4 protein-coding genes are annotated in these 6538 nt (G+C 74.7%); 1 reads left to right on the top strand and 3 read right to left on the bottom strand.

Going from position 1 to position 6538, the window contains the following annotated elements:
- On the bottom strand, window positions 1–1019 hold a 1019-nt coding region (locus tag MXD58_RS16970; RefSeq protein WP_250609537.1), incomplete at its 3' end, for an HAD-IIA family hydrolase.
- 132 nt (window positions 1020–1151) lie between these two features.
- Window positions 1152–1616, bottom strand: coding sequence for a tetratricopeptide repeat protein (locus MXD58_RS16965; RefSeq protein ID WP_248837160.1), 465 nt, complete (start codon window positions 1614–1616; stop codon window positions 1152–1154).
- A 447-nt stretch (window positions 1617–2063) separates the two neighbouring features.
- Here MXD58_RS16965 and MXD58_RS16960 point away from each other — a divergent pair, with 447 nt between their 5' ends.
- Window positions 2064–3347, top strand: coding sequence for a DUF1015 family protein (locus MXD58_RS16960; RefSeq protein ID WP_248837159.1), 1284 nt, complete (start codon window positions 2064–2066; stop codon window positions 3345–3347).
- An 18-nt stretch (window positions 3348–3365) separates the two neighbouring features.
- Here the strand turns inward: MXD58_RS16960 and MXD58_RS16955 are convergent, their stop codons facing one another.
- The gene (locus MXD58_RS16955; protein WP_248837158.1) at window positions 3366–4352 is read right to left on the bottom strand and encodes a hypothetical protein; all 987 of its coding nucleotides are present in this window, start codon (window positions 4350–4352) and stop codon (window positions 3366–3368) included.
- Window positions 4353–6538: the final 2186 nt, after the last annotated feature.

Raw genomic sequence — 6538 nt, 5'->3', positions numbered from 1 at the left:
CAGGCCGCCCGCACCGCGTCGAGCCCGTCACCGTCGTCGGCCTCGGTCGCCGCGTCGGTCGTCCAGCTCAGCACGCCGTCCTCGACGCGCGCGACCCACCCGCCGCAGGTCGCTTGCGGTGCCCCGGCAGCGCCGCCGACCTGGACCGACGGCGCGGGGCGCAACAGGCCCCGCAGGTCGGCGGCGAGGAAGCTCGGCCGGTGTTCGGGCGGCGCGGCAAGCAGCTCCGCGGGGGTCGTCACGCCGGTGAACACCAGCAGAGTCGGGGTCGACGCGCGGTAACCGGCCTCGATGTCAGTGTCGAGCCGGTCGCCGACGATGATCGGCGTGCGGGCGCCGCTGCGGCGCATCGACTCGCGGTGCATCGCCGCTTCCGGTTTGCCGGCCACCAGCGGCTGGCGCTCGGTCGCGGCGCTCAGCAGGGCCGCGATGGAACCGTTGCCGGGGGCGATCCCCCGCTCGGTCGGGACGGTGCGGTCGGCGTTGCTGGCCACCCACCACGCACCGGCCCGGATGGCGTAGGCGGCTTCGGCGATGCGGGCGTAGGTGAGTTCCGGGTCGAAGCCCTGCACGACCGCGTCGGGCGTCGGCTCGGCGCTGTCCACCGGTGTCAGCCCCTCGTCGGCGACGGCGTCGCGCAGCCCCCGGCCACCGAGCACAAGCACCCGGGCGCCGACGGGCAGCCGCTCCGCGAGCACGTGCGCGGCGGCCTGCGCCGAGGTGACCACGTCCGCGGCCGCCGCGGGGACACCGAAACCGGTCAGCCGGTCCGCGACCGCTTCCGGCGTGCGCAGCGCGTTGTTCGTGACGTAGACGGTGCGAAGGCCGCGACGACCGACCGCGGCGATCGTGTCGGCGGCATGCGGGACCGCGGCGCCGCCACGGTTGACCACCCCGTCGAGGTCCATCAGGGCCACGTCGAACAGCTCGGCGAGCGGCCGGTCGGTGCCGCGCAGCGGTTCTCGCCCCTCGCCGAGCCGCCCGTGAGCCCCTGGACCGGCGGCGTGGTCAACGGACATGGAGCTTCTCCTCAGGGACAGCGGGTCACTTCGGACGACGGACCACCCAGCGAGCCCCTGGCCGCGCCGGGACGACCCGATGGCCGGGACACCCCGGCCATCGGGGTACGAAATGTCACAGCGGACGGCAGTTCAGGCCCGGGCCAGGGCCGCCCGGGCGCCGCGCAGCGCGACACCGTAGTCGCTGATGTCCGGCCGCATCGCCGTGGCGAGCGCGAGATGCTCGATCGCCTCCCGCAGATCACCGGTCTTGCGCGCCGACAGGCCGAGACCGAACTGCGCGTAGTCGTCGGTGGGATGGCGATCGACGATCCAGGCGAACGTCCCGCGGGCGGCGAGGTACTGGCCGGCGTCGAACTGGGCCCGGCCGAGCGCCTCGCGCAGGCTCGGGGAGGCCGGCTCCGCGGCGACGGCGTGCTCGAGCAGCTGCACGGCGGCGTTCGCGTCACCGTGGCCGAGCAGCGCCAAGCCGCGGGTGTACCAGTCGTAGACCTCGCCGGCGGGCAGCGGCCGGCGGCCCTCGTGCCGCACCGGAGAGGACTCGTCCTGGTTCAATCCGAACGAACGCTCTGCCATGCGGCCGGTCTCGTCAGTCATCTCCACCTCCAGGACGTCGACGAACCCCAGGCGCGATCCCGTCCCGACAGCGGGTGCCGCAGGCTCCGCGGACGGCGCCCCCGCCCGCGGGACCGCCCCCTCGAACCAACACCGCCGGAAGCGAAATCACTCCGGGCGGCCCTCGCCGCACCCGGGCGGGCCGCCCGTCGCGACCGGCGCGAGCGGCGCAGCACCCGCGAGGCCCCTCCCGCACCAGTGGCAATGGCGTGGACCGCGTCTCCCAGTGTGGCTGCCCTGACCGCCCGCTGGCCTGCGGATCGGACAACGATCACTTTCCCTGGCGGCGACATCGCCCGCCGCACCCCGCGGTCTCACCGACGGTGAACACAGGGGCGCGTCCCTCCCCCCGCGGCGGGGCCGCGCCCCGCACGGCCCGCCGCCCGGCACACCCTCGGATGAGCGGAGCGCCGCCCGGGGAGACCTACGATGCGGCCCATGGTGACCGCCGACCGTCCTGTGCCCGTTCCCGCGGGCCTCGTCCTCGCACCGATCAGGGCGGCCCGCTTCGCCGTCTCCGGGGCCGATCTCGCCGCCCGGTCATCGCCGCCCTACGATGTCATCGACGACGCCGAACGCACCCGCCTGTGGGACCGCGACGAGCACAACGTGGTCCGGCTGATCCTGCCCGGCGAGGACTACGACGGCGCCGCCCGCACGTTGCGCGCCTGGCTCGACACCGGCGTGCTGCGCCGCGACGAACGGCCGACGATCTACGTCTGCGAGGAGGAGCAGGACGGGCACGTCCAGCGCGGCCTGATCGGCGCCGTCGCGCTCGCCGACCCCGACGCGGCCATCATCCTGCCGCACGAGAACACCATGGCCGGCGCGGTCGCGGACCGGCTGGCCCTGACCCGGGCGACCCGGGCTAACCTCGAACCGATCTTCCTGCTCTACTCCGGCGGCGGTGCGGCCAGCCGGCTCGTCGCCGCCGTGGTCGGCACGCCGCCGCAGGTGGAGACGACCACTGACGACGGCGTGACGCACCGGCTGTGGGCCGTGGACGACCCCGCGGAACTCGCCGCCGTGACCGAGGATCTGCTGCCGCGACGCGCGGTGATCGCCGACGGCCATCACCGCTATGCCACCTATCGGCAGTACCAGGCCGAACGGCATGCCGCCGGGGACGGCCCCGGCCCCTGGGACTTCGGACTGGCCTTCCTCGTGGACGCCACCGTCTCAGGCCCGCAGGTGCACGCGATCCATCGCTCCGTCGCCGGCCTGCCCCTCGCCGACGCGCTTCGCCTCGCCGCGCCGTCCTTCGCCGTCCGTCAGCTCGCCGACGGCGACGTCCGGCCCGGCCAGCTCCTCGCGGACCTCGCCGAGGCTGGTCGGAACGGGCACGCGTTCGCCGTCACCGACGGCACCTCCGCCTACCTGCTCACCGAGCCGTCCGCGCAACTGCTCGCCCGGAGCCTGCCCGCGCAGCGCTCCGAGGCCTTTCGCGGCCTCGACGTCACGATCGCCCATCTCGCCCTCATCGTCGAGACGTGGGGGCTGGCGGACACTGTGGACGTCGTGGCCTACCACCACGACGCTCCCGCGGCGATCGCGGCCGCCGCCGCGGCCGGCGGCACCGCTCTGCTGCTCAATCCCACGCCGACCGCGGACGTTACCGCGGTCGCGGAGGCCGGCGAACGGATGCCCCGCAAGTCGACCCTGTTCACGCCGAAGCCGCGCACCGGTCTCGTGATCCGCCCTCTGGACGACTGAGATCACCGGCGACCGGGATCACCCGGTGGGCGGAGCGTCAGCATCGTCGTCGTTGACCTCGTCGTCGTTGACCTCGTCGTCGTTGACCTCGTCGATGGCGGGCGTGTCGTCCACCTCCGAGGTGTCCGCCACGTGCGGCGGCAGGTCGTAGACGACCGAGAGGTCCTCCGGCGCCGGCGTGTCGTCCGTGGCCGTCGCCTCGCCCAGGATCGGCCCGTCATCCAGCGCCGAGGCGTCCTCCATCAACGTCGATGCGTCCTGCGCCCGGTTCCCGGTGAACGGCGCCTCGGTGGCCGTGGGCTCACTCGCCTCCTCGTCGTCGTCATCGACCGGCATCGGCTGCCCAGTCGTGATCAGATAGGCGCGGGCGGCCGCGTCGTTCTCGTCCTCGTCGATGGCCGCCGCGGAGGAGAACCAGCGGGCTGCCTCGTCGGGGCGGCCCGCGGCGAGCAGCGCTTCGGCGTAGGCGTACCAGAGCCGCGCGGTCCACGGGGCTGGGGCGCCCTTGGCCGTGGCCAGGTCACGCAGCAGCACCACGGCCGCTTCCGGCTGGTCAAGGTCACGCCGGGCCCCTGAGGCCACGATCAGGAGCTCGACCCGGGTGGCCTGATCAAGCTCGTCCACCTGGGGGTCCCGCAGGTAGGCGACCGCCCGCTCCGGCCTGCCGAGCCCCCGCTCGCTGTCCGCCATCAGGGGCAGATTGTGAGCCGAGCCCTCCATCCGCTTCGCGGCCCGCAGCTCGAGCAGCGCCGTCGCGTACTCCCCCGCGTGGTACGCCGCGATGCCGACCGCCTCGCGCACCGCCGAGAGCCGCGGTACCCGGTCCGCGGCCGCACGGGCATGGGCGAGCGCGGCCGCCGGGTCGTCGTCGAGCAGCAGCGCGGTCGCGACGAGGTGGCGAGCGATCGTGTCCGCCAACCCCGCCGGAAGTCCCTTCAGCGACCGACGCACGTCATGGTCCAGCAGATCAGCGCGTGCCTCGTCCGGCAGCGGCGGTGTCTGCACCCGAGGACGTCGGCTGCCGCCCTCCGGACGCGCCGCACGATCCGGACGACCCGCGCCTTCCGGACGACCCCCACGGTCAGCACGGCCCGCACGGTCCGGACGACCCCCACGGTCGGGACGGCCCGCACCCGCACGGTCGGGACGAGCCGAGGCCGTCCGATCTGGGCCTCCTGACCGTGTCCCGCCATAGCCTGTCGTACCGTGGGCGCCGCCGTCACGGCCGGCATCGCTACGGCCGGTCGTTTCACGAGGCGCCCCGGTGCCGCCGGCGCCGTACGTGGCGGAGCGGGGAGCACCGGCCTGGCCGCCGGTCCGGGATGCGCTGGGAGGCCCAGCCGCCCGCCGGTCGTTGCCCTGCCAGTCGGGACGCCTCGTCCCTTGATCGGCGGCCGTCGATCGATCGCCAGCGGACGTCTGGCTCCGGGATGACGGACCGTACGGGGCGGCCTGGCCACCCGTCCACGCGCCGCGCCCACCCGAGTCTCGGCTGTTCCTGTCGCCCGTTGCCGGCCGGCGGTCACGAGCGGACGGACGGCTGTCCCGACTGCCGGGACGGTCCTGGGAACGGTGGGGCGGCGGCCCGTCGGTCCTCGCCGAGGCAGACGGGCCCACACGGCGCTCGCCTGGACCGGCCCCACGCGCCTCCTCACGGTGCGATGGGCGGCGCTCGACGTCCGGGCGCCCGCCACGATCCGGACGTTCGCCTTCCGCGCGCCCGCGGAAGGCCGGCCGGCCCGGATATTCACCCCGGTCCGCACGGGCGGCGAACGGAGGACGGTCCGCACGACCGGTGAACGACGGACGATCCGGCCGTGCACCCCGATCCGCACGACCGGCGGACGACGGCCGGTCACCTCGATCCACACGGCCAGTGGGCGACGGACGATCCGGACGTTGGCCCCGGTCCGCACGACCGGGGTAAGAGGAACGATCCGGACGGTCGCCCCGGTCCGCACCACCGCGGCTGTCAGGTCGTTCCGCACGGCGCGCGCCATCGCGCGCGGCGAAGCCGCCCTGGCGCGCGGCGGAATCACCGGAGGGACGCCCCCCCCAGGCAGGCGCTGCCTGGCGGCGAGGCGCAACGGACTTGCGCGCCCTCCAGGCGGACTCCGCCGTGACCCGACCGGGTCCGCCGTCCCCTTCGCCGTCCCGGCGCCGCTGGCCACCAGCCGCACCGGCCGCCGTGGGCCTACCTGTGCTCTGCGAACCGCGGCCGGGCGCCGACCACGGCCTGCCTGCCCCACCGGTCGGACGGCCCTCGGTCGCCCGCCGGCCACGGTCGACTCCCATCCCAGGGGCACTTCGCCGATCCGAACGAGCGTCCCCGCCGTCGCCCTCACCCGGCCGCCGGTACGGCGCACGTGCATGCCCCTGACCAGCGGCGCCTTCGGGGCGTGGACCCCCACGCGCCGCGGAGCGGGCGGCCCCCGCCGGCCCTCGGCCCGAAGCCGCCGGGCGAGCACCCTGACCTCCTTCGCGATTCCACCGGCCACCAGCTGGGGCACCGGCACGGTCCTGGGCACTCGCGAAATTCCGCACCTGGGCGGAGCGGGCCCGGCCGCCGCCACTCGCCGGGTCACCGAAGCCCGCACTCCGACCGCCGGCCGCCGCATTACGCTGACCCGCAGGTCGCGGGGAGCCCGACGCTCGACCCGCGAAACCACCGCCCGCCGCGCGCCGCGGGGCACCGGAGGACGAACCGCTGTCACGTGCCGCCGAGCCGCCACGACGAGGACCACCGCCGTGCCGCCCGGACCGGTCCGAGGCGGACGGCGCTGTCCGGCCGCCCTCGTTCCTACTGTCGTCCCTCGCCATGACCGGCCGTTCCCCTTCGTACCGCGGACGTGCGCGGCTGTGCTGTAGGTGCCCCAACGCCGATCACCGAACCGGCCCACTCGCTCCACCGGTCGCAGCGCCCTCAGGGATCTCTGCGGACCAAAAGACGTACTCGAAACACGACCCGGCGATGTCCACAGTACGGGGTATGCCCCACACCACCGACCTCAGCCACGACCTCACCGGACCAGCCGCACGATCACCGCTCGACCGCAGGGCAGCCCGGGGCCATGCTCCACCGCGGAAAATCACTCCGAAAATACGTGTGGGGCTGCCCTGAAAACAGGGCAGCCCCACACGTATATATAGTCCGGCGGCGTCCTACTCTCCCACACGGTCCCCCATGCAGT

It is taken from the genome of Frankia sp. AgKG'84/4 (assembly GCF_023242965.2).
Lineage (GTDB): Bacteria > Actinomycetota > Actinomycetes > Frankiales > Frankiaceae > Frankia.
The sequence above is the reverse complement of the archived record's forward strand: the minus strand, read 5'-3'. Positions and strand labels throughout refer to the sequence as shown.